Below are 22,831 nucleotides of genomic sequence, written 5' to 3'. Positions count from 1 at the left end.
TCGCTGCTCACACCAGCTCGCTCACCGGCCCGAGGCTGTCGGCGAATTTCTCCGCGTTGATCTCCATCATCTGCAACATGGTGAGGAGCAGGTTCGTCATGCGCGCGTTGTCGTCGAGCGGGCGGCTGCATGTGGAGTAGTGTTTGGCGGCGGTGATTTCATACGCGCCGCCGAGCTTGGGCAGATTGTAGTCGATGTGCTGACCGTGCTTGAGGCCGAGCGCACTGCCGCCGGCGAGGACGAGCGGGAGGTTGGCGTTGCCGTGGCTGTGGCCGTAGCTCATGCCGCTGCCGAAGAGCACCATCGTGCGGTCGAGCAACGGCGCGTCCCCGTCGCGCGTGGCGTGGAGTTGGTCGAGGAAGTAGCTGAATTGCTCGACGAGGAAGGTGTCCGCGCTGGTGAGGCGGCCCATCTGCACGGGGTCGCCGTTGTGATGCGAGAGTTCGTGGCGCGTCTGCGGGACGCCGATCTCGGGCAGCGCGAGACCCTGGGCCTCGGTGCCGCTCATGAAGGTGGCGACGCGCGTCATGTCGGTGCGCAGCGCGAGCACCATGAGGTCATACATCGTGCGATAGTAGTCGCCGGCTTCGGACTTCGGGACGTTGCGTCCGACTCTCGCGGCGTCGGCGGGTTCGACCTTTGGCTTCGGCACGTCGAGCCAGGTGTCGGCGCGCTCGGTGCGGACTTCGACGCTCCGCACGGCTTCAAAATACTCGTCGAGCTTGGTGCGGTCGTCGGTGCCGACGCGCTTTTTCAGCGAGCGCGCGTCATCGAGCACGGAGTCGAGCACACCGCGATCGCTCTGCAGACGGCGACGCTGCTGCGCGATGCCGCCTTTCTCGATGCCGAACAGGCGGTCGAAAACGACCTTCGGGCTGTCCTCGGCGGGCAGCGGCACGCCGTCGCGCGACCACGCGAGCGAGTTGTTGCCGCGGCCCACGGAGAGTTCGAGCGAGGCGAAGCGCGTGTGCGGCGCGTTGGCCTCGGCCATGAGCTGGTCGGCGGAGACGGTGTTGCGGAAAGGGCCGCCCTCGTTCTTCACGCGCGCGGCGGTGAGCCACATCTTGTCCACAATATGCCCGCCACCGATGCCGCCGGGATGATGCAGGCCGCTGATGGGCGTGACGTGAGCGCGATGTTTTTCCAGCGAGGCCATCGGCCCGCTGAATGCGAAGTCGCGCCCCGCCTTCGTGATTTGCCAGGTGAGCACGTTCACGCCGTTCGGGATGTAGATGAAAACGCTGCGCCTGGGTTTGGTCGCAACGGCGGCGCGCGCCCGCGCGGGAATCATGCAATCCAGCAACGGCAGCGCGACCGTCGCGCCGACGCCGCGCAGGAAGTGACGGCGGCTGATGAGCCAGTTTTGGGTGAGGATGTTGCTCATGATGGGTGGATGGAGTGAGGTTGAGTTGAGGGACCGATGACGAAATCAGGACGACGGGAGAATCGACGGAATCGGGTGGCCGCTTGAACGCCCAGTGGACGTGGCCTATGTCTGCTCGCATGGGCCACTACGACGTCATCCAGTTTTACCTTGCGCTGGTAAGTGCGGCGAAAGCGCGCGGCATTCGCTGCGCGATCACCAGCGGCATGGCCTGCGTGGCCTACGAGGTTGCGGAGGCGACGAAGGATTGCGACCTGCTCTGCGACCCCGAAGCGGCGGCAGATTTCCTCGCGCTGCTGGCGGAGTCGCCATTTGAAGGAGCGGCCTGCCGCTACCGTGGAAACATCAGCCCGCCGCTCGACGCACGCTGGCACAAGGGCGGGTGGACGAGCCATTTCGAGTGGCCGGGCTCGGAGGCATATCTCGATGTGTTCGGCATCGCGCCACGCGCGCGGAGTTCGTGGCTGGAGGAAATGCAGCCGCCGTATGTCCACCCGCATGTGGTGGCGGATATGAAGCGCACAGGTCGCGACAAGGACTGGCCGTTCATCTCCGCACTTGGCGTCAAGATGGTCGAGAAAGGGGATGAACGTGGCTGGCTGCATGTTTATGAATTGGATTCACTCCGCAGGTTGATGGCCGAGAAGCCAGCTCCTCCCGCCGCACTGTTGGAGGCAAGACCTCTGCTGAAACTGGTCGCGACGGGCAGCCCGCTCATCGGAGCCGCCGCGCGATTGGAACGCTCATTTTGGCAGGAGCTGTCAGACCTGCGGGTCCGTCTGTTTGAGAAGTTGCTCCGCTCATATGTCGTGGCGATGCGGAAGGCCACCGCCGGCACAGGCAGGGAACTTGGCTTGCATGAGAACCACAAACTGCGTGTCGAATGCGCTGAGCAGCATCTGCCGCCGCGCCCTCTCACCCCAGATGTGCTGGCAGAGTTCATCGCAAAGGCCAAGGAGTCCGTGCTCACGGGCATGACACCCGAAATGGGCGTCTGGCTGCCCGATGTGAATCCCAACTTCACTTTGCTCATTCCAGAGCTAAAATGACTGCATGCTGACGGCCGACTCACACCTCGAAGAAGACCGCGACGAAGAATGTCATGAGTCTGCCTTTGACGCATTGCTCCGCCGCCAGTTCGGCGACGAAATCGCGCGCGTGAGCCGGTTGCCGCTCGATGAGCGCTACCGCTATGTCGCGTGGATGATCGACAATGGCCGCAAGCACGGGGTGAAGCATGTGCGCGAGCCGCGCGGTGTGACGTTGTGAGCAGCGGCTTCATCGCTGTTGGAAAAGTTCGCTCATCACCAGCGCCTCGATGAGCGTGCTCAGTTTGTAGTCGGTGGCTTTGCTTTTCGCGGTGATGGCGGCGAGCGGGGCCCGGTCGTCGTAGGTCATGGTCCGGCGCAGGGCGAACATCGCGAGCTTCTCGGCGAGGGCGGCGTTGAAAGTGTCGAGGTCGGCGAGCAGGAGTTTTTTGAATTCATCCTGGCCTGCGAATTTGCGGCCGTCGGGAAGTTCGCCGCTGGCGTTGACCTTGGGATTGTCGCCGCTGCCGTCGCTCATCGTTTCCTCGGTGCGCCAGCGCCCGATGGCGTCGTAGTGGTCGAAGGCGAGGCCGAGCGGGTCAATCTTGCGATGGCACGCGGCGCAGCTCGCGTCATTTTTGTGGGCGTCGAGTTTCTGCCGCAGCGTGGCTTTCGGCTGGTCGGGCGGCGTGGGTTCGATGGCGTTGACATTGCCCGGCGGCGGCGGCACGGGCTTGCCCAGCATGGCTTCGACAACCCACTTGCCGCGATGCACGGGACGATGCCGCGTGCCGTCGGAGGTGAGGCTCAAAATCGCCGCCTGCGTGAGCAGTCCGCCGCGATGATGCTCGGGCCGCAGCGACACGCGGCGGAATTCATCGCCCTCGACCCCGGCCACGCCGTAGTAGCGCGCGAGGGTGCTGTTGAGCATCGTCCAGTCGGAGTTCAAAAATTCGCGCAGCGTGAGGTTTCGCTCCAGCACCTCGCGGAAGAATGACGTGGTTTCGCGAGCCATGCAGACTTCGAGCGGCTTGCTGTAGTCGGGGTAGAGTTTTTTGTCCGGCGGGAACATGCCGAGCTTGCGCAGTTGCAGCCAGCTTCGCGGGAAATCCTCGCTGAAGCGACGCGCCTTGTCGTCCGCCATCATGCGCGTGAACTGCGCGCGCAGCACCTCGGGCCGCAGCAGTGAGCCATCGCGCGCGGCGGCAGACAGCGTGTCGTCAGGCATCGTGCTCCAGAGGAAATACGAGAGGCGCGATGCGAGTTCCCAAGCGTCGAGACGCCCGTCTTTGCGCTCCGGCGCGCCTTCGACGAGGTAGAGAAAATCCTTCGAGCAAAGCACGGCGGCCATTGCGGTCTTGAATGCCGCGCTCGCGTTGGCCGTGCTGGCTTGCGGGGGTGCGCCGCGCTTCGCAGGTGGTTTGAGCGCGGCCTGCTCGGCGTCGAACTTCACCGTGGCCGCGATTTCGCTGTCGTAGATTTTCATCAGCCGGTCGAGGTCATCGCCGCGCGCAGGGCGACGGAACGCGCGCTCGACGAACCGCGAGAGTGCCGCGCTCACCTGCGCGCGGTCAGTGAAGTCGGCGGGAATGAAATCCTTCTCCGCGACGCGCTGCGCTTCCGATTGAAGCGGCCCTTCCCATTCGATCCAATCCACGAGCAAAAACGGCCAGAGCGGTTTGTCGTTTTCGTCGGTGAGTTTGTTCTGCCACGGCGCGCGGCCGTTGTCGCGGATGGTGAAGTAGGCTCCATACGTCCCGCCCGCGCGGGTGGAGTAGTGGTTGAAGGACGGACCGCTCGCTGTGTTTTGCAGCATCACCATGTGATTGCCCGCAGTGAGATGCGTGGTGAACTCGATGACCTCCGGATTTTCCTCCGGCGCGGTCACATCTTTTTCAAACAGCACGCGGTCGAGGTCGGGTTCATACACCACGAGATGCGGCGCCTCACCGCCAGCGACAGGCAGGCCGCTGACTTGCAGGCGCACGCGATAGAGTCCGTCCGCCGCGAGGCGAGTCGGCCCACCGCGCCGATTCAACCAGTTCGGCCAGATTTGCACGCGCACCCTGTCGGCCGTGCCCTGATCCTGCACACGCTTCCAGTCCGCCGGGCCGCCGATCATCTCGTACCCAGCGCGGCGAAATTTCATCGGCTCCGGCTGCTTCTCCGGCAACGCCTCGGCGAGCACTGCGCGCGCGATGGCGAGGTGCTTCTCGACGTGCGAAGGCGCGATGGTGAGCATCGAGCCGATCCGCTCGAAGCCGTTCCAGTCCGCATCCTCGGTAAGGCCGCCGGGATCAGCGGCGACGTATTGCACGCCGAGCAGGCTCTCGATGGTGCGGGCGAATTCCTCGCGCGTCAGCTTCCGCAGCGACACCGGCTCGCGCTTTGCCAATCGCGCGGCCTCGCCCTGCTTCAGCGCCCCGGCGACTTGCTCGACAAAGCGCGCGCGCTCCTGCGCCGACGGCTGCATTTCCTCTTCCGGCGGCATCTCCTTCGCGTTGATCTTCTCCAGCACATCCGCCCAACGGCCCGCGACCATCGCGTCCGAGAAGTCGCGCGACAACGTGTCCAGCCGCAGCTCGCCCTTCTGCTTCTTCTCCCCGTGGCACGCGATGCAGTGCTGCTGCAAGAATGACTCAGGAACGGCGTCGGCACCGAATGACGAGTGACCGATGACGAACGGCGAAAAAAGCAGTGACGCGATTTTCAGAACGCAGCCGCGCGCAACACGCGGTGGAATGGACGGGCAGGACTTCATCATGGGCTTCTCTGTGTGCATCGCGTTTCTGCGGTTCCTCAGTTCGTCGTTCGAATGTCGTTATCTCCCCGCCTCAAGCGGCCACACGCGCGCGACAGCGGTGGCCTTGAATTCCGCGGGCACGGGCGAGTCGAGCGCGATGGTGACTTCGCAGATGTAGCTTTGGTTTTTGATGAACGGGCGCAGCAGGGTAACTTTGCCGCTGCAACGCCCGCCCTTCGCCGCACGTTCGGGACCGGCGAGGGAAAATTGCACGGTTTGCCTGGGTTTCAGCGCGCGCTGCGCAGGCGTGGCTTTCGCGCCGGAGGCCTGGCCGAGGATGAAGCTCATCACCTCCGGGAACAGCGTGAGGCGCACTTCCTTTTCGGTCACGCTGTCGATGTAGCCGGGCAGTCCTTCGGTGGTGAGCCGTTGCCTCAGCGTTTGCATTTGCTCCGTCTTGAAATGCTCCACCGACGCCTTGTCCATGAGCACCTCCCACGCGGTGCGCTCCATGAGTCCGGTGCCGCCGTGCGTTTTCATGAAGAGCGGCATGCCCACTGCGAGGTCGGCAAACTTCGCGTCCGGCGTTCCTTCGCGCCAATAGCGCGTGTCCTTGTCCGTGCTGATGACCATGCCGGGCCAGACAATCTTGTCGCCCGCGCGATTGCGCCGCGTGCAGATGAGGATGCCCTTCGCCGCATCGATCTTGTCCACGAAGTAGGGTTCGTCGTGCGCGACGAGTTCTTCGAGTTCCTCGGCGACGAGGCCGAGGCGGTTCCATTTCCCGTCTTCGCCCTCGTGCAGCATGAAACGCAGCCGCTCGCCGATGCGGTAGTCACTCATGTCGCCGAGCGCGCCGTGATGCTGGCAGAGAACGTGCGGCAGCGCGGTGAAACTGATGATCACACCGTCGGCAGAGGATTTGAAAGTGCCCGCACGCGTGGCGGGATCGTAGCTGAGGAGTTCGCCGCGATGCTTTTGCACGGCCACGTCGCGGCGCGTGTCGCCCGCCGGGAGGATTTTTGGCGGCGGCTCCTTCGGTGCAGCCGCTGGTGCGTCGGCGGCGAATGACGAATGCAGAATGACGAATGGCGAAAGCAGCATCAGCCAGGCGGACGTTGAACGAACGAGGCGCGATGCAGGCCGCGGTTGGGGCGGGGATGGTTTCATTGTGAGATTCTTTGCGGGCGCGTGTCGCTGCGGTTCGGCAGTTCGCTCAGGGCTGCGCATAGACATCGATTTCGCCATAGAGCGTGTGGACGGTGATATCGCGCTCCGGCTCGAGCATCGGCAGCACATGCCAGAGCAGATGCCGGTAGCGGCCCAGCGCGCCGTTGGGCGACGCGATGGAGCAACCCTGCTGCGGCGGGCGGTCGAGCCGGTCCTTCACGCCGAAGAACTCGTCCGTGTTCACGCGCGCGATGAGTGTCCAGCCTGTGGCCTCCGGGTCGTCGGCGGCTGAGGGCGGCACATCGCCCGCAAACCCGTAGAGCACGTAGCTCTGCTGCGCGCGGTAGCGATGCTCCGGCTGCGCGCCGCCCTGATGCCACGAGTAGGTGTTCACCTTTGTGATCTGCACCGGGCGGCCGAGGTCGAGCAAAAGCCTGCCATCGCTGTTCCGCTCGAAATAGACCGACTCGCGCGGCGCGTCCTGCGCCGACTGGCCACGGCCATCGAGCAAGACTTCGGCGGGGCCGCTGGCGATGTGCGAGTTCAGGTTGCCGAGAATGCCGTGGGCGACGGTGATTTTCGCATGGTCCTGGCGGGCATCCGCATAGTCGCGGTCCGAAGGCGGCTCGATGCTGGGAAAATGAAATGCCGGCGTGCCGTCGCCGCGCTCGATGCGCACCATCACTCGTGCGCGACCGGGCTCGAGTGAAAGCGCGTCACCCTTCGCGAGATGCTGTGGTGAATTCGCACCATCGGAATGCACCACCACGCGGCCTTGCGTCACCTCCACGCGGCTGCGTCCGTCCGCCGCGGCCGTGGTCTCGAACTCCGTGCCGAGATCCACGATCCGCGCCGTGCGCGTGCGCAGTGTGAAGCCCTTCGACTCCGGCGTGGCCGCAAGGGTGCGCGCGTGCCCGAGCACCAGCCGCGCGCTTTTTGCCGACTCAATCTCGAAGATGCACGGCCCGTGCAGCGTCGTCACCGCGCCGCACGCGAAGACAATCTCCGCACTGCCGCCCGCCAGTTCCAGGCGCTGCCCGCGCGACAGCGCGTCGCCCGCCGAGAACTCCGCCGCCGCGCTCACCCACTGTGCACCGCGCGTTGCGCCCATGAGAGCCACCGCCGCGCCACGCCACGCTGCCAGCCCCATCATCGCCATCAGCACCGCCGCCGCAGCCAGCGGCAGCCAGCGTTTCCATCGAAACTGCTGACGGGGAGCAGCCACACCTGCCACCTGCAACTGCGGTCGCGCCGCCGCCGAGAGCGCGGCATCCACCCGCGCATAGGCCAGAAAATCACGCCGCACTTGCGCATCACCCAAGAGCAACGCGCCAAGGCTCCGCGTGTCCTCCTGTGTCGCGTCACCGCTCAGATAGCGACGGACCATTTCCATCTGGGCTTCGTTCGCTTTCACGCCCGCCCCTCCCTCTGCAAAGCCAACTGCGTGCATTCCACCAGCGCGATGCGGATGCGATGCAACGTCTTGTAAATCGACATCACGGTGCGGCCCGAGGCCCGGGCGAGTTCCCCCATCCGTGCGCTCGGCGCATACGCCGCCTCCACCAGAGTCCGTTGTGCGGGCGTCAGCTTTTGCAGGCACTCCTCGAGCGCGCTTTCCTCTTGCAGACTGGTTTCGGCAGCCTCCATGGCGTCCGTTTCAAGAGCCGCCAGCACCGCATCCCCGAACACATGCCGGTCCCGCGCCCGGTCCCGCACAAACGCCAGGGCCTCAAACTTCGCCACTCCGAAAGCCCAGCGTCGGAAACCCTCCGACGAAGCCGTCTCATCAAACTTTCTCCACAACACCGCCGCCGTCTCCTGCATCACCTCCCGGGCATCTTCGAGCGTCGGCACCAGCGACCGCACAAACCCGCGCAACGGCCCCTCATGCTCCACATAGAGCCGGAGGAAGCGGTCGTGTTTTTCGGTATCCGCAGTCGTCATGCAAAAGAACACTCCGCGAGGCGACAGCTTTTGCCGAAAATAGATCTGCAAACGGCGTCATCAGCATGGAGCAGGGCTGGAATCGCGAGCAGGAGGGTGGGTGCGATGCGAAGCGGACAGCATTGCGGTGAGGGTGAGTTTCACGCGATTGCGACTCTACTCAGGCTCTCTTCTTCCAATGCGGATCACTTCGAAGCTCTGAGACTCCCCGGAAGCTGTCACTCCTTCAAAAGTGAGTTCTGCGGCTAGCTTGTCGGATGGCTTCAGTGGAAAGCTGAACTCGAAGGGAAACGTGTCGTCGGTGAATACTGCTCTGCGGCCTGCGAGCGTGACGTGTAGTTTCGCGGACTTCACGCTCCTCTGTTCTGCGGTGAGGTAGGCGTAGAGCCATGTGAGTTCGGGGCCGAAGGAGAGGGTCATGGCGTGTGCTTCGCCGAATGGAGTCTTGATGCTTTGATGCGTGGTGGCTTTTGCGGGTGTGCGTGCCGCGTTGAACTTGGGCTGGAAGCTTGGCTGCAGATGCACGCCTTCGATGATGAGCGCGGTGATGCCTTTGGGGCTGAGCGAGATTTTGGCGGTGCCGTTGATGATGGTGAGCTTCGTGGTCTCGCGTTGGTTGTTGCGCCAGATGGTTGCCGTGAAGGCGCCGGCGGGGAAGGCGAGGCGCACGGTGACATCGCGCAGTTCGCGGTCGCATTCGTTCATGAAGGCGATGCAGAGCGTGTTCTCGCCGCGGGCGGTGATGTGGTTGACCTGCACGTTTTCCGTCTTCACGAGGCCTTTGGGCATCCAGGGGGTCACATGGGTTTGGTCGTAGAACTTGCCCGGTGCGCCATGGACGCTGCTTTGCATGAAAGCGTAGCACTCGTCGTATTCGGTGGGGAAGTCGATGGCGCCGCGCGAGAGGTCGCGAGCCTCGGCCATGAGGTAGTCGAGCACGAGATTCGCCATCGGCAGGACGTGGTTGTAGTGGAAGGATGTGGTCGGCTTCAGGTCGTCATGCGGATGCAGCGGGAAGTCGGCCTTCTCCTGCGCGGTGGAGTAGAGCGTGTTGAAGTGATAGCCTGGGAAGTTGGCGAAGCGGCCAATCATCGCGTTGCGGGCGATGTCGCTGAGGAAGGCGTCGTCGGTGTCTTGCGCGATGCGCAGGAAAATCGGCGCGTGCGTGGCGAGATAGACCGCGATGCGCTGTACGGTGCCGTTGCCCTCGCACGTCAGGCCGTGCTCGGAGACGCGCCAAGCGGGCACGGTTTCCTTGGCCACGGGCACGAGGCCGGGCTTGTCGAGCGAGCCGCGTCTTGGCGCAAAGCCGCTCTCATTCACCGTGATGTCGGCGTCGGGCACCGAGGGATAAAAGAACACGAGCTGCGCATACAAGCGCGCTCCACGATGCGCGGCGGCGAGGTGACGCGGCTCGCGGGTGTCGCGATAAAGCTCATAGAAATCCTTCCATGCAGGCAGCATATATTCGAAGAATGTGCCGTCGGCGGCTTCGCTGAAGTCGGTGGGCACCTTCGTCAGTTCCGGCTCGGCCTTGGCGATGGCGGCCTCGAGCCACTTCCGCTCGCCACTCGCACGGTAGCGCCAGAGGTCATTTTGCCACGCGCCCGCGGGACTGACCCAATCCATGTTCAGCGTGCGACTGATGCCATGCAGCCGTTCGACGCTCTCGCGAAAGTAAGGCGTGGCTCCACCGGCGATGCGTTGCAGCGCGGCGAGTTCGGACAGCGGCATGGCGGGACCAGCCATGCGCATCGAGGGACGCTGACTGCTTTTCATGCCCTCGTCGTTGAGGGCAAAGAGGAACTTCTCGCGTGACAGCAGATACTCCATGATGGGCACGCCCTGCTCGCGGAAGAGACGTTCGTTGTCCGTGACAAAGGCCAGCCCGAGCGGGTGCAGCGCGCTGACGTTTTTCACCGAGCCGTGCGAGTCGGGATAAAAGAAGGCCTTGTTCGCTGGGTCGAAGTTGCCCCACGGCCCGAGCACGAAATCGAGCATGTTCTCCAGTGCCGTGTTGAGCGACGTGAGCGTGTTCTCGCGTCGGTCGCGGAAGCCGCACACTTCACGCGCGACATGCTCGAAGGTCTCGCTGAGCGGCTTCATCTGCGCGACGAGCGCCAGCTCGAATGTGTGCTGCTTGCCGACCTCAAAGTTCGACTCCTTCGTGCCGAGGAACGGCGCGAAGACCATCGGCTGCGCATCGCCATTCGCGTTGCGCAGGGTGACACCAAAGCGCCGCGTCTGTGCGGTCGGCATTGCAAATGGAAACTGCCGTGGCTCGGCGAGCACACCGAGCGTGCCGCTTTTTGTCTGCACGAGGCACCCAGGGATCGAGCAGATGTCGTCGGGAATGAGGAAGCTATCCTCGGGCAAACGCCGCCCATTCCAGACCATCGGTTGAAACAGTTCGATGACGTCCGCTATCGGCGCCGCGGGCGCTCCGGCAAAGGCGACCGACCACATGCCCGGCTTCTTCGCGGTGAACGTGTAGCGCAGCTTCCCCTTCGTGCGCTCGGCATCAAGTTCGATGGCCTCATGCGAGAACTTCCAGTGCGTCACGTCCCCACGTTGTTCGATGCTCGGCTGCTTCAGCGTGATGACCTCGCCCGCTTTGAAAACATCGCGCTCCACCGTTCCATCTCCTCGTTTCCATCCGACGAGATTGTAGATGGGCTTCGTCCACTTCACCGGTGCGATGCTGAGCGGCTCGCGCAAGTGAATGGCGATGAACTCGGGGCGAAACTCACCGTGCGCCTGAGCGGCAGCGGTGAAAACAATGCCGATGAGTGCGAGTAGTCGTTGCATTTCTTTGTGCCAAGGGCTGACGGCTCACGCAAACAACTCAACCACCGGCTTGCCCTTGTCCGCCACGGTGAAGGGCCGGCCGGAGGGTGAGTGCTCAATGTGTTGCAGGTCGATGCCCATGGCCTGCGCGATGGTCGCGTTGCAGTCCTGCATGGTGACGGGTTTCTCCGCGACGCGTTCGCCGATCTCGTCGGACTTGCCGTGGACGAAGCCGCCTTTCACTCCCGCACCGGCGAGCCACCAGGTGAAGACGCCAGGGTGATGTCCGCGCCCGGCGGTGACGGTGCTGATTTGCGGTGTGCGTCCAAACTCGGTGGTCATGACGACGAGCGTGCTGGCGAGCAGGCCGCGCTGATGCAGGTCTTCGAGCAACGCCGCCATCGTCTGGTCGGTAGTCGGCGTCATGTTCTCCATGGATTGGATCTGGTCGTTGTGCGTGTCCCAGTTGTGCGCGTCCTCGACCTCGATGAAGCGAACTCCGCTCTCCACGAGCCGTCGTGCGAGCAGGCAGCCTTTGCCGAAGGTGTGCGTGCCATACGCGGCCTGCGTCTTTTTGTCCTCGCGCGAAATGTCGAACACCTTCAGGTCCTCGCTCTTCATCAGCGCGGCCGCGTCCTGCTGCACTTTCAAATACGCGGCGGCATCGCGATGCGGTGTCTGTTGCACAAAACGATTGCCCATTGCCTGCGCGAGCGCAGTTCGCCGCGCGAAGTCCGACTCGGTGATCTTCGCTGGGAGCGCGGAGTTTTGCAGACCCGCGCCGGGATCCACGATGGGCAGCGGCGCGAGGTGCGTGGGCATGTAGCCGCTGCGCGGATGCTGCGGACTGCCGTTGATGAGGATGTTGCCCGGCAGCACGGCATTCGCCGAGCCGAGCAGCTTCACCGCCCACGATCCGAGCGACGGATGCGTGATGGTCGGCGTCATGAAGTAACTCGTGTGCGCGAGGTAGGTGCCGCGATCGTGAATGCCCTGCGTGGAAGTCATCGAGCGCACGAGCGAGACGTGGTGCATCTGCTTCGCCATGCGCGGAAACCACTCGGAAATCTGCACGCCATCCGCGCTAGTCGCGATGGCCTGCACGCCGCCCATCTCGGGCTTGCCGGGCTTTGGGTCCAAGGTGTCGATGTGCGAAATCCCGCCGCGCATGTAGAGGAAGATCACGCTCTTCGCCTTGCCGCCGATTTTGGCGTGTGCCGCCCGAAGTGTGCCGCTCGAAGGTAGCAAGCTGACGCCGAAAACGGCCTTGGCAAAACGCTCCATGAAGGCGCGGCGGTTAGTGTCTGTTTGAATGGAGTTCATGCGTTGAGTTGAAGAGGTGTCGCTGAAGTGTCGATCGTCATTATCTTTTACCCGCCATCTTTTACCAACCTGCTGAACTGCATTTATCGGGGGCGGCGGAAGGCATCGAATGGTAAAAGATGGTGGGTAAAAGATGTTCAGAAAGGGTTACGGAATTACCTCACTGGTTGAAAAGAAACTCCGGCGAGTTCAGCAGCGCCCAGATGGTGTCCTGCTCGGGTGTCGGGCTGTCCTTTGTCAGCGCGGCCATCTCCGCGAGTTCTTCCGCAGTCGCAGTGCGCACGAGGATGGCGCGGTAGATGAGCTGCGTGCGCTGCTCGCCCGCAGTCTTGCTCGCAGTGAGTTGACGACGCAGAAGCGAATCCGCCGCAATTGCACGAGTCGTGAGATCGCCATTCATCAGCGCAAGCGAATGCGTCGTGTTCGGATCGCGATTGAAGGCGTCGATCTCTCGGCGATCCGACTGACCGAATTGACGCAGGAAATGTCCCAGCGGCAGAGGCAGCGGAGTCTCCGAGGCGCGAATGAAACTAGACGGCAGCGATTTCCAGCGCGGGTCGGTTTCCTTCGTCGCCGATTCCCCTTCGGCTTCCGAGTCCGTCGCCTTCATGTCGGAGCCGAGGAACTTCTTGTTCTGCTTCGTATACAGTGCCGTGAGCCGCTTCACTTCCTTGTCATCACCGCGGTCCTTCGCTGCGGCCAGCTCCTTTAACTGCTGCGCCCGAACCAGAGTGAACTCACGGTGTCGTGTATGCTCGGCACGATCAATGCGGGCTTGGGCGATGATCTCATCCGCCGTCATCACCGTCAGCTTCTGCAGGCGCTGTGGATCCTGTGTTCCCTCCAGCCGAAACGTCGTTTTCCGTTCATCGATGTCCTTCGCCAGCAACACGAGATGTGAATCCCATATCTGCTCCGCCGACAGCCGCCGCAGTTGCGGTCCACGAAGCGCAAACGCGGCCGCCGGCTCCGGCGTCTCGCGCACGGCCTCGCTCTGATATAGCCGCGTGTTCAACAGCACCGCCATGAAAGCCCGTTCGTCGAAGCGCAGGCGGATCATCGTCTGCATGAGGAAGTCCATCAGCTCCGCGTGCTCTGGACTCGGCAGTGCCGAGAGGCTGTCCACGGGCTCGATCAAGCCGGTGCCCATCACGCGCTTCCACAAACGGTTCGCGATGTTCTTGGCGAAGCGCGGATTGCGCGGCGAGGTCATCCACTCGGCGAAGGCCTTGCGCCGGTCGCCATCGCTCACGACCGCCTCGTCGCCGAAGAGTGTGCGTGGCTCCACGGGCTTGCCACGTAGCGCAGGATCGTAGGGGTAGGCCTCGGGAAACTGCAATTGCATCTCCGTATCCAGTGTCAGTCGTTTCAAAGGCGCAATCGTCCCGCTCACGCTGTCATTTAGCGCCTTGTCGCTGCCCACCGCGGCAAGCTTCGCCTTGAGCTCCGGCCACTGTTTTACGTTGTCGGGAGAATAACCGCCGGGCTTGCCCAGATTGCTCACGCCAAAGGTGAACGCCACCATCTGGTAGAAATCCTTCTGCGTGATCGGCTCCAGCGGATGATCGTGGCACTGCGCGCATTCGATGCGCGTGCCGAGGAAGATGCGCGTCATGTTCGACATGTGGTCGAGCGGCATCCCGAGATCGCGCAGATAGAAGCCGACCGCGCCATTTTCCCACAAGTAGCCGCTCGCGGTGACCAGTCGCCGCACAAACTCATCATACGGCATGTGCGAGCGGATCGCGTCCTTCACCCAGTCGTCGTAAAGCTTACCCGGTTGTTGGGCAGCAAGCCGGCGCGTGTTCACGCGTAGGAGATCGGCCTTCCAGTTAAACATGTGGCTCACGTAGCCCTCGCTACCGAGCAGTTCATCAATCAGCTTCGCGCGCTTGCCCGCATCCTTGCTGTCGAGAAAGCGGGCGCTCTCCTCCAAGCTCGGGATGCGGCCCACCACATCGAGATACACGCGGCGCAGGAAGGTCTCATCGCGCGCCGGTGCGTTTAGCTTCGTGCCTTTCGCCGCATGGGATTGATCCACGAGCTTCTGCACTTCCGCGCTCAGTTGCTGCACATCAGCGCCATCAAGCGACGCATCGTCCGCCGCCAACGCAGCCCCGCGATGATCAAACTTCACCCAAGAATCCAGCTTCGCCCCATCGGCGATCCATTGCCGCAGCATGGCTCGCTCCGCATCATTCAAAGGCTGCGCACCACCCTTCAGCGGCGGCATCACATCTTCATCCGTGTGCGGCAGCAACACCCGCGTCAACAGCTCGCTCTCATCCGGCTTGCCCGCCACGATCACCTCGCTGTCGCGAATCCCCTCCGCTGTATCGAGCCGCAGTTTGCCCTTCGGCTTCGCCTGCTTCTCGCTGTGGCAGCCGAAGCAATGGTGATACAACACCGGCAGGATGTCCTGCTCGAAACGCGGAGATTCCGCAGCGATGAGTTGTCCGGCGAAAGACACCATCGAGACGCCGAGGACGAAAGGCGCTGAGGATAGATGTTTCAAGATCATGTGAGAGCGAGGGATTCAATCAGAGGTTGGGTTTGATTATCTGCATGGATCGTGGCGCAGCCACCCTGGACTGCGGCAGCCTGCTGCCGCTTTCCCAAGCCAGCCTGCTGGCGTGTGCGTCCCCTGACATCGCCAACCCCAAGGCTCCGCCCACGCGATAGCGCTTCAGCTTTGCAGACCGGGGAGACGTTCACGGCAGCAGGGCTGCCTCCAGAAAGCGGCAGCAGGCTGCCGCAGTCCAAGGAGCCTTTGGCTCTGTTCAAGGTCGATGCATTCATCATGGGCGTGTAACCGTTTGCTGATAGTTAGTGCATCAAGGCCAGTCCAGCTCCAGCAGCGTCACTCCCTGACGTGCGAGCTTGAATGTGATCTCGGTGTTTCCCTTCTCGGACTTCACCTCGGTTTTGTCGGAGGCTGGGGCGAGTTGGCTGGCTAGTTCCATGAGGCGGATTTGCTCGCGGGTGGGCAATTCCGGGGAACCGAGCGCTTGCCAGGCCATGAAAGAGTTCGAGTGGCCGTCGTCGATAAGAGTGCGGGTGAGCTTGGGGTTGCCCTCGGGGGTGCTGGTGAGGGTAAGCGTGAGGTCGGCATCGAGGCCGCGGACGTCATCGTCATGGTAGTGCCAAGCTAGGATGGTGATGCGCTTGCCGTCGCGTGCGGCGAGGGCAGAGACGTCGGCTTGGTCGCGGACGCCGGTTTTGAGGAGGTCATCGAGTGGCACGGCGGCATCGCTTTGCACAAGGAGTCGGTCGCCACTCATGCGGGAGAACATGCGGAAGACATTGAGCACGGGTTTGTCGATGCCGTTGGTGGCAAGTGAGCGGAAACCGGCGAAGTAGGGCTGGTCCTCGAACTCGAAGGCCCACGTGAGCGCGCCTTCGAGATTCACGCCGTGCTTCTCGGCCAAGTCGAGCTTGCGCGGGAAACTGGCCGCGGTGTAGCTGGAATACATGGTTCCATTTCGATAGGCGCGATCTGCTCCTTTGCAGGCAGCACAGCCTTCGGGATCGGATTCGCCGATGATGATGGGCGTGTTTTTCATCTGCGGTCGTCTGGCGATCGTCGCGAACGCTCCGTCGATGTCGCGGAGCTGATTGGACAAGCCCATTTGCACATGGCCATCGACTTGCTTGGGGCTGCCCTTGGCGTGGAAGGAGATGAAGTCCAAAGGGGTGCCTTTCTCGCCGGTGGCAAGATTGGTGCCCGTGTCGCAGTGATTGAGGAAGGCGGCCAGGTAGTCGCCCCCATTGCCTTGAGCGAGATCCGGACCACCGACCTTCGCTTTTGGTATTGCTCTGCGCACAGCACGGATGGCGTGGTCGTGCAGCTTGAAGAACTCATCGCGGGTGCCCTTCCAGTAGTCGATGTTGGGCTCGTTCCATGTCTGCCAATACCAGTGCAGCACTTCGTCGTTGCCGTAGCGTTCGGCGCAATGTTTGGCCCATTGAAACACAAGCTCTTCCCACTTGGCGTAGTCCTTCGGCGGATACGCCCAGCCGCCAAACAATTCTTCATACTTCGCGTCCGGGAAGTGATGCCGATACGGCTCCGGCTTCACCGAAAGCGCCTGTGGCATGAACCCGATCTGCACATACGGCCGCACGCCTTTGTCTCGATACGTGTCAAAGATGCGGTCCACGATGGTCCAATCATAGATCGGCTTTCCTGCGGCATCTTCCGTGTAGGCGTTGGTTGAGCCCCACTTCAATCCGTGCTCGCCCTTGCCTGTGGTGAGCAAGCTATGCGTGCGGAAAAACACCTCATCCTTCTTCAACTCACCGAGTTCACCCAGCAACTCGCTGCCGTGCTTCATGTAAGCGTAGTTGGGCTCATCGGCGCCAAAGAAGCGCCAGATGGGCTTCAGCGGGCCGGTGGGTGCTGCGGCATCGAATTGAATATGCACAGCCCGTGGCGCAGGCGCAGGCAGCGTGCCTTCATACACACGCACGTAATCGATCACGAACTCATCTTCCTTAGTCGGTTCTTTCTCCCATTGATTGGTCGCCCCCACCCACGCGGCGGCTTCGCAGCTCAGCTTCAGATAGCCAGGCTTTTGACATGGCCCTCTGGACTGCGTTTTGCCGTTGTCTTTGCCGCCCAGGCCGATCAAATCCGTGCGACCCACTTCCCGGCCATCAAAGTAAGCCACATAGTAGTTCTCGTCCCAATACATGCCGAAGCGATGGAATCCGCCATCCATGAGTTCGGGAGTTGGCGCGAGTTTGACGCCCGTGGAGTTGTGTTGTTTGCCGTAGCCGTTCCAATGAAAGTTCATGCTGTAACGAGGCTCATTGGAGTGCTGAAAGCTCTCCAAGATATCCGCCTCGATGCCTCCGCGTGTGTCCGGGCTGTTCACGTTTCCGCACATCATCCAAAACGCGGCCCAGTAGTCGGACTTCATGTTCTTCGGCAACTTCGCACGCGCCTCGTAGTAGCCGTAGCGCTGCGCAAACATCGTCTGCTTCGGATCATAGTCCTTCCGCGTCCGCACCGCCGCGCAGTCATAGCGCAGCACCGGATCGTCGCTCAATCGGATACCGAGATGCAGCGCCCCATCACTCACCGTCGCCAATGACCTCACCCAGCGACAACTCCCCTGACGTGGCATCTCCGGAGCCTGCCATTTGGTCGTGTCGAGTTTGTCGCCATCAAACTCATCGCTGAAGGTGAGCTTGAATTTATTGAGGTCGAGTTCCTGCCCATGAGCGACGGACAAGGTGAGTGCGATGAAGAGAACGAAGAGGCGTGTGATGGTTCTGAGGACAGGCATCGTGATGAAGAGAGGATGAATTAACTGGCGAGGTTGGCTTTACGAAATGAGCAAACGGCGAGCTTGGAACCAGTAGTGGAAGGCCTCGGCGTTCGCACCTTTGAGCCGGTTGAGAGGTAACCAGGGAGCTGCGATTTGTTGATCTCGCAGTTGGTTGATTTGAGCGGGGTCGAATCGCAGATCGTCAATCGTCAGCGTGGGGCGCTTTTGAATCCAGGCGGCGGCGCACGCGGCTTTGGCAGCGGCGAGGCGGGCTTCATCGGTGCGGAAGGGTTGGTTGACGAGATGGTTTTGGAGGTTGTTGACGCCTTGAGCGATGGCCAGTCCCTCAGGCGTTTCCACGCCACCTCTGAGTCCGATCTGAGTATAGAGAAGGGCAGACTCGATGGTATCGTTCAGCGTTTCTTCGACTGTGTAGCTGGCCTGCCGATAGACAAGCTGCCGGGCGTGGATGGCGGCATAGACGTCGGCGACCACGGCCAGATCTGTGGCCGCATCGAAGAGTGAGGCAACATCGAAAAGCTGCTTCACGATGTCAGTCCGTCGACGTTCGTGATGGAGGATGCCGATAGTGCGCGGAGCGAAAGCGGTTAGTTTGTCGCCGAGCAAGCTGTTCACCGTGGGCACCAGCACCCGCACCTCCCGCTCGGGCGTGATGAATGACGTGGCGATGCTGACTGGCTCGCAGTGCGGGCTGGCTTCGGGTTCAAAAAGCACGTCGAGCAGGACATGATCCCGTTTGGGTTCGATCACTGAGGGGTAGAAGACGCGGAAGTGCTTCTTGGGTGGCAGCTCACGGTCACGCTCCGCATCATGCTCATAGCCGCCGAGCGGACTGTGTTTGCTTACCGTGTCGAGCACGGCCAGCAGTTCTGCCGGAGCGGCCTGAGTGACGATGTCGATGTCAATGGAGAGCCTGCGTGGTGGGTTGAGCCGCAGCAGCAGACTGGTGCCGCCTTTGAACTGGATGGGCAGGCCGCTTTCCACCAGATGGGCCAGCAGTTGCAGGGCGACGATGGCTTTCTCCAATAGCCCCAGGCTACGACAGCGCATGACTTCGCCGTGGTGCGTGATCCATTCCATTTCAAAGCAGCGTGGGTCAATCATAGGCTCTAAAATCAATCAATGCCCAATTGGTCTAATTTCGGCTTTCGTTGATAACCGCTCCCAAAACATCGTCCAGACGCACGTCTCGCCTCGTGGCGTAGCGGGCTAGTGTGCCCACGGAGATTCTCTGCGATCCGGCGAGGTTTCCGACCAGTCGGCGGAACTCTCCGGCATCCAGCAGCGGCAGCGCCCGCATCTCGGGAACGAAGTCCACCAGGATTTTCTCAATGGCGGCAAAATGGCCCTCCACAGGCGCACGCTGCACGGTGGGCCGCACGATGACGGTTTTGTCAGTCACGCGGAAGTTCTTGGCAGCCTCCTGCCGGGTCGGGTGCAGCCAGGGATCCCAGCCTTCGTCACGCAAGCCATCGGCCACGCTTTCCATCGCATCTCTCTCCGTGTGGACGAAGGACACGAACCGCGTCAGCAGCAGATGCCCGTAGGATGCTACCTGCTCGGAGGACCAACAGGAAAACTCCAGCAACGGGAAGCACCGTTTGATCACCGCCACCAGTTCCTCAACGGGCTTGTGGTTCAGCGTGAAAGGAGTGATCAACGTTGAATACCACCCGCGCCCGGCATCGTGGAGGGAGCCTTCCGCCACGGCCTCGTGAAGATAGCGTGGCAGCGTGGCAGTGGCGGCTTGGACCTTGTGCGCCACAAGACAGCGACGCAGCTCGCCGAGCGAGAAGTAGGGTGCATGAGCCGTGAGTGCTGGGAGGCAGACGGTGTGCAGAAAGCGTTTGAGCGGTATCTTGTCGGCAGTGGGCATCTTAGGTCCTCCGGGCGGCAGGTTTCACAGGCTTCTTTTCCTCGGCGTCCAGGCCGTAGAGGGCGGCCACGCGGGTGTCGGCATGCTCAAGTGATGGGCGATTCGCGAACCACCCCGACGACCTCAAACAACCCACTAGGGCAACAAACGCCGATAAGTCCTTGTTTGAGGAGAAGACTCCTTCGGACTTGGCTAGGAGCGTTTGCGGGCCGTGGTTGGTGAAGAAATGTTTGGGCATCGTGATGTTTTTAATAGGGCCAACAATCGTTGAATTGCTACTTCAACCTACCATTGTGGGGCTTCAGCCGTATTTTGAAAGGAGAGCTTCGGCTGAAGCCGAAACCACTTTGAACAGAATGGCATCACTTGGCAAAGGCCTTGTCCTTGGGGTTGCCGCCGCTCATGAGGTAGGCGATCAAATCGAGAAGCTCGTCTTGGTTGAGGGCATTGATGAGGCCGGGGGACATCATGCTGATCTTGCGAGTTTCCTTCTTGGCGATATCGGCTTCGTCGATGGCTTGGTGGTCGCTGGGGGCGAAGGGATTGGTCATCACGAAGACCTTGCCGTTTTCCTCCACAATGATGCGACCTAGGATGGTGCTGCCGTCTTTTTTGGTGATCTCGTGGCTGTCGTATTGGTCGGAGATGACCTTGCTGGGATCGATGATGTTCTCCATGAGGTCATGCATGGTGTAGCGGTTGCCGGAGCCGGTGAGATCGGGGCCGATGCTGCCGCCGTCACCATTGAAGCGATGGCAGGTGGCGCACATCACGCTGCGGAACATGGCCTCACCCGTGGTGAAGTTGCGGCCTTTTAATCCCTGGGCGGTGAGCGCAGTGACCTCCTCCACCTTCCATGCTTTGCCGGGGCCTTTGGGGGCGACGTAGTTGGGAATGTCCGCGCCTTCACTCTTGGTGCTCAGCGCTTCGAGGTCGGCCAGCTCCGACTTCGGCACAAAGGTGGCGAGGGCATCTTTGCGGATGTTTTCAATGAAGCCTTTGAAGCTGTTGCCAGCCCTCCAAGTGCGAGCGCGAGGGAACCAGGAAAAGAATGTCCGGCGTAACTCAGGCGTCCAGCCGACGGTGGCACTGCGCAGCGCATACATGTAGATGATCTGCTGCCCATTGGGCCGACTGCCCGCAGCGACCCGGGCGAAGTAAGCGTAGTCCTCGTTGCGCCTCAGCACGTCATCAGTGCTCAACGCTTGAAAGTCATCTTTGGCAGTGGCGAGCAGCGCGAGTGTCTGGCTCACGACCTTGGTGGAATCAATAACCACAAGCGTCTGGCAGAGTTCTCGGTTCAAAGCTGAGTTCTGTGTCGGATACACCGCATCCAGGCGCTCGGCGATCTTGCTGCAGGTTGCGGCATCCGGTTTGCCAAGGCGGATCAAAACCAACTGCAAGGCGCGGATGGCAGCGAGTTGTTGATCGAGGCTCAAGTCCTTGCCATCAAGCCCAGCAAGCGCTTTCAACATGCGCTGCTGCAACTCCACGTTTTCTGGCGCGATGAGCGAGATCGGCTCCGTGGAAGTCGGCAGTGCCACGGGTCTGGGATCTGCATACTTGTGGGCGGCACCGCTCACGCGAGCGAGGGCGATGATGGCTTCAATGAGCGCCTCAGGATGGGTTTCACTCAGGGCCTGCTCTTTCCAAAGTTCCACCGGCAGACGCTCGATCGCCACGCGAGCGGCATAGCGCACATGACGGTCAGCATGCTTGAGTTGCGGCCACGCCTCGGCAAGTGCCTTGGTTGGATCCATGCCATCACGATGCAGTTGCTCCATCGCCTCGCGAGGCTTGAAACTCTCGGGCTTCGATGGCGGCGAGACGGCGGCGGTGGATTCGCCGCCGACATACGTCACGCGATACACGCCCGACTGTGTCTTGCGTCCACCGACGGCGAAATACATTGCGCCATCCTGCGGGTGGATGACGACATCGGTGAGAGGCAAGGGTTTGCCAAAAACAAACTCCTCTTTCTCTGCCGAGTAGCTCGCGCCATTCGGCTGGAGGTGCACGACCCACATGGTGCCGTAGGTCCAGTCATTCACGAACATGGCACGCTGATACTTCGCAGGAAACTTCGCGCCTGTGCCGAAGGTCACACCCGTGGGACTTCCGGGTCCAATGTCGAGCGTCGTGGGCAAGGAATCCGGATAATAGCCCGGCCATTTACCGCTGCCGCTGCGCCACCCATAGTCTGCGCCGCTCACGCAATGATTGATGCGTGTGGGCCGATACCACGGTGTGCCGATGTCCCACTCCATGTCCGCGTCATAAGTGAACAGCTCGCCGTTGAGATCGAAACCAATGTCGAACTGATTGCGGAAGCCATAGCAGAAGAGTTCCAGATCGCTGCCTTCGGGATTCATGCTGCAAATGTAGCCACCGGGTGCGACGAGCCCGCGTGCGTGGCCGTTGGCATCCCAGAGCCGCGGGACGATGTGGTCCTCGCTCCAAATCTTGGCCGCGCGGCTGTTGATCGGGCCTGGGGGCAACGGCGTGTGATTGCCATTGCAGAAATAAATGCGCTTCCCATCAGGACTCAGCACCATGCTGTGCAGACCGTGCTCGCTACCTCCAGGGATGGTGTAGAGCGTGGTGATCTTGTCGTATTGATCGTCGCCATTCGTGTCGGTGAGCCGGTAGATGCCGTTGCCAGCATCATTTTCATTCACCATGGCGTAGAGGCTATCGAAGGCACAGAGCAGGCCGTGCGCCTTGCCCATCTCGATGTTTATTTTCTCCGGCTTGAGCTGCTCCGTCGTGCCCACTGCGGGGACGCTCATTCGGTAAATGCTGCCATACTGATCACAGGCAAGCAGTCGGCCTTTCACATCCACGGTGAGTGCCACCCACGAGCCTTCTTGATCCTTCGGCACATTGTAGAGCTTCTCGACCTTGAACCCCGCAGGCACGGAAATGTCCTTGGCCGCGATGGATACACCGGCAGCTTCCTCGCCTTGCGCGTGAAGCGATGTCAGACTGATGAGTAGGACGATGAGTGAAATAGAGCGCATGCAGATTGAAGTGGCTGAGCTACCCCAGCGCCACGATGGCAGAGGGAAAGGAACACCGAGCGTCCGTGATGTGGGCTGCCGCGTCTCCTATCCGTGCGGATAAATATTTTCGCTCGGCTCTCGGGCCATCCATGACTAATTCTGCTTTGTTAGGAGGTTGAAGCCTTCGCCGGAGCAACTTTTTCCCGTTTGCGTTGGCGTTTGAGGGCGTTGGCTGCCGCACGACGACGTTTCTCGTGGCGACGCTCGATGCGCTCGATCA

General features: G+C 61.7%; 14 protein-coding genes. 2 read left to right on the top strand and 12 right to left on the bottom strand.

The features are described 5' to 3' along the window. Nucleotides 1–7: 7 nt before the first annotated feature. Nucleotides 8–1,384: a DUF1552 domain-containing protein gene (locus ACKVY0_RS10235; protein ID WP_409214719.1), complete on the bottom strand. Its 1,377-nt coding sequence runs from the start codon at nt 1,382–1,384 to the stop codon at nt 8–10. A gap of 119 nt (nt 1,385–1,503) precedes the next feature. On the opposite strand from ACKVY0_RS10235, the gene ACKVY0_RS10230 reads away from it, so the two are divergent. Both ACKVY0_RS10230 and ACKVY0_RS10225 read left to right on the top strand, forming a co-directional pair. Continuing rightward, a complete protein-coding gene (locus tag ACKVY0_RS10230; RefSeq protein ID WP_409214718.1) occupies nt 1,504–2,433 on the top strand; it encodes a hypothetical protein in 930 nt (309 codons plus the stop codon). Nucleotides 2,434–2,437: 4 nt separating this feature from the next. Then, a complete protein-coding gene (locus ACKVY0_RS10225) occupies nt 2,438–2,653 on the top strand; it encodes a hypothetical protein (RefSeq protein WP_409214717.1) in 216 nt (71 codons plus the stop codon). Nucleotides 2,654–2,662: 9 nt separating this feature from the next. On the opposite strand, the gene ACKVY0_RS10220 is transcribed toward ACKVY0_RS10225, so the two are convergent. The 11 genes from ACKVY0_RS10220 to ACKVY0_RS10170 form a co-directional block, all read right to left on the bottom strand. Further along, on the bottom strand, nt 2,663–5,176 hold the full coding sequence (locus tag ACKVY0_RS10220) for a DUF1592 domain-containing protein (RefSeq protein ID WP_409214716.1): 2,514 nt from the start codon (nt 5,174–5,176) through the stop codon (nt 2,663–2,665). 57 nt (nt 5,177–5,233) lie between these two features. Beyond that, entirely contained in the window at nt 5,234–6,259 is a 1,026-nt protein-coding gene (locus ACKVY0_RS10215) for a hypothetical protein (protein WP_409214715.1), read from the bottom strand. A 112-nt stretch (nt 6,260–6,371) separates the two neighbouring features. Continuing rightward, nucleotides 6,372–7,739 (bottom strand): FecR domain-containing protein, encoded by a 1,368-nt coding sequence (locus ACKVY0_RS10210; RefSeq protein WP_409214714.1) that lies wholly within the window; start codon nt 7,737–7,739, stop codon nt 6,372–6,374. Then, nucleotides 7,736–8,269, bottom strand: coding sequence for a sigma-70 family RNA polymerase sigma factor (locus ACKVY0_RS10205; RefSeq protein ID WP_409214713.1), 534 nt, complete (start codon nt 8,267–8,269; stop codon nt 7,736–7,738). Before ACKVY0_RS10205 ends, ACKVY0_RS10210 begins: the two co-directional genes overlap by 4 nt. A gap of 156 nt (nt 8,270–8,425) precedes the next feature. Then, on the bottom strand, nt 8,426–11,077 hold the full coding sequence (locus ACKVY0_RS10200) for a hypothetical protein (RefSeq protein ID WP_409214712.1): 2,652 nt from the start codon (nt 11,075–11,077) through the stop codon (nt 8,426–8,428). A 24-nt stretch (nt 11,078–11,101) separates the two neighbouring features. Further along, entirely contained in the window at nt 11,102–12,379 is a 1,278-nt protein-coding gene (locus tag ACKVY0_RS10195; RefSeq protein ID WP_409214711.1) for a DUF1501 domain-containing protein, read from the bottom strand. 160 nt (nt 12,380–12,539) lie between these two features. Continuing rightward, nucleotides 12,540–14,894: a DUF1549 domain-containing protein gene (locus ACKVY0_RS10190; protein WP_409214710.1), complete on the bottom strand. Its 2,355-nt coding sequence runs from the start codon at nt 14,892–14,894 to the stop codon at nt 12,540–12,542. A gap of 319 nt (nt 14,895–15,213) precedes the next feature. Then, nucleotides 15,214–17,670, bottom strand: a complete 2,457-nt coding sequence (locus tag ACKVY0_RS10185; RefSeq protein ID WP_409214709.1) for a GH39 family glycosyl hydrolase — start codon at nt 17,668–17,670, stop codon at nt 15,214–15,216. Between the two features lie 39 nt (nt 17,671–17,709). Then, complete coding sequence (locus tag ACKVY0_RS10180) at nt 17,710–18,777, bottom strand: nucleotidyl transferase AbiEii/AbiGii toxin family protein (protein ID WP_409214708.1); 1,068 nt, start codon at nt 18,775–18,777, stop codon at nt 17,710–17,712. 31 nt (nt 18,778–18,808) lie between these two features. Then, complete coding sequence (locus ACKVY0_RS10175; protein WP_409214707.1) at nt 18,809–19,549, bottom strand: DUF6577 family protein; 741 nt, start codon at nt 19,547–19,549, stop codon at nt 18,809–18,811. Nucleotides 19,550–19,911: 362 nt separating this feature from the next. Further along, nucleotides 19,912–22,569 carry a c-type cytochrome gene (locus ACKVY0_RS10170; RefSeq protein ID WP_409214706.1) on the bottom strand — a complete coding sequence of 886 codons (2,658 nt, stop codon included), beginning with the start codon at nt 22,567–22,569 and terminating at the stop codon, nt 19,912–19,914. Nucleotides 22,570–22,831 lie beyond the last annotated feature (262 nt).

It is taken from the genome of Prosthecobacter sp., from assembly GCF_046154365.1.
In the GTDB taxonomy this organism is placed as follows: domain Bacteria; phylum Verrucomicrobiota; class Verrucomicrobiia; order Verrucomicrobiales; family Verrucomicrobiaceae; genus Prosthecobacter.
The sequence above is the reverse complement of the archived record's forward strand: the minus strand, read 5'-3'. Positions and strand labels throughout refer to the sequence as shown.

What these genes read in the sequence shown, in the direction of transcription:
- ACKVY0_RS10195 (WP_409214711.1), bottom strand. Translation starts at nt 12,379, where the DNA reads ATGAACTCCATTCAAACAGACACTAACCGCCGCGCCTTCATGGAGCGT.
- ACKVY0_RS10220 (WP_409214716.1), bottom strand. Translation starts at nt 5,176, where the DNA reads ATGATGAAGTCCTGCCCGTCCATTCCACCGCGTGTTGCGCGCGGCTGC.
- ACKVY0_RS10235 (WP_409214719.1), bottom strand. Translation starts at nt 1,384, where the DNA reads ATGAGCAACATCCTCACCCAAAACTGGCTCATCAGCCGCCGTCACTTC.
- ACKVY0_RS10215 (WP_409214715.1), bottom strand. Translation starts at nt 6,259, where the DNA reads ATGCTGCTTTCGCCATTCGTCATTCTGCATTCGTCATTCGCCGCCGAC.
- ACKVY0_RS10175 (WP_409214707.1), bottom strand. Translation starts at nt 19,549, where the DNA reads ATGCCCACTGCCGACAAGATACCGCTCAAACGCTTTCTGCACACCGTC.
- ACKVY0_RS10230 (WP_409214718.1), top strand. Translation starts at nt 1,504, where the DNA reads ATGGGCCACTACGACGTCATCCAGTTTTACCTTGCGCTGGTAAGTGCG.
- ACKVY0_RS10180 (WP_409214708.1), bottom strand. Translation starts at nt 18,777, where the DNA reads ATGATTGACCCACGCTGCTTTGAAATGGAATGGATCACGCACCACGGC.
- ACKVY0_RS10170 (WP_409214706.1), bottom strand. Translation starts at nt 22,569, where the DNA reads ATGCGCTCTATTTCACTCATCGTCCTACTCATCAGTCTGACATCGCTT.
- ACKVY0_RS10200 (WP_409214712.1), bottom strand. Translation starts at nt 11,077, where the DNA reads ATGCAACGACTACTCGCACTCATCGGCATTGTTTTCACCGCTGCCGCT.
- ACKVY0_RS10225 (WP_409214717.1), top strand. Translation starts at nt 2,438, where the DNA reads ATGCTGACGGCCGACTCACACCTCGAAGAAGACCGCGACGAAGAATGT.
- ACKVY0_RS10205 (WP_409214713.1), bottom strand. Translation starts at nt 8,269, where the DNA reads ATGACGACTGCGGATACCGAAAAACACGACCGCTTCCTCCGGCTCTAT.
- ACKVY0_RS10185 (WP_409214709.1), bottom strand. Translation starts at nt 17,670, where the DNA reads ATGCCTGTCCTCAGAACCATCACACGCCTCTTCGTTCTCTTCATCGCA.